The organism is Candidatus Protochlamydia sp. W-9 (assembly GCF_001950615.1).
Taxonomy (GTDB): Bacteria; Chlamydiota; Chlamydiia; order Chlamydiales; family Parachlamydiaceae; genus Protochlamydia; species Protochlamydia amoebophila.
In genome coordinates, this window is sequence record NZ_BCPZ01000233.1 from 1 (window position 1) to 204 (window position 204).

At 36.3% G+C, this 204-nt stretch carries 1 protein-coding gene; it reads left to right on the top strand.

The window, feature by feature from the left end; genetic code table 11:
• On the top strand, window positions 1-204 hold a 204-nt coding region (locus BU804_RS07445), incomplete at both ends, for a hypothetical protein (protein ID WP_143298953.1).

Genomic DNA, 204 nt, shown 5'->3' on the forward strand with positions numbered 1-204 from the left:
CAAATCCACCTGGTTTAAATAGTAAGAAAAAAGTTGATTTGATAAGTCAAAAAGTCTCAACGAATGACGAAAGTTCTAGTTCTAGCTCTGATGACGAAAGTTCTATTCCTAGCTCGGATATTAACTCACATTATCCAAATTCAGATGCTGAAAAACGAGAGCTTAGTATAAATAAATTTTTAGCCACACTGGGTGTGGGTCCGC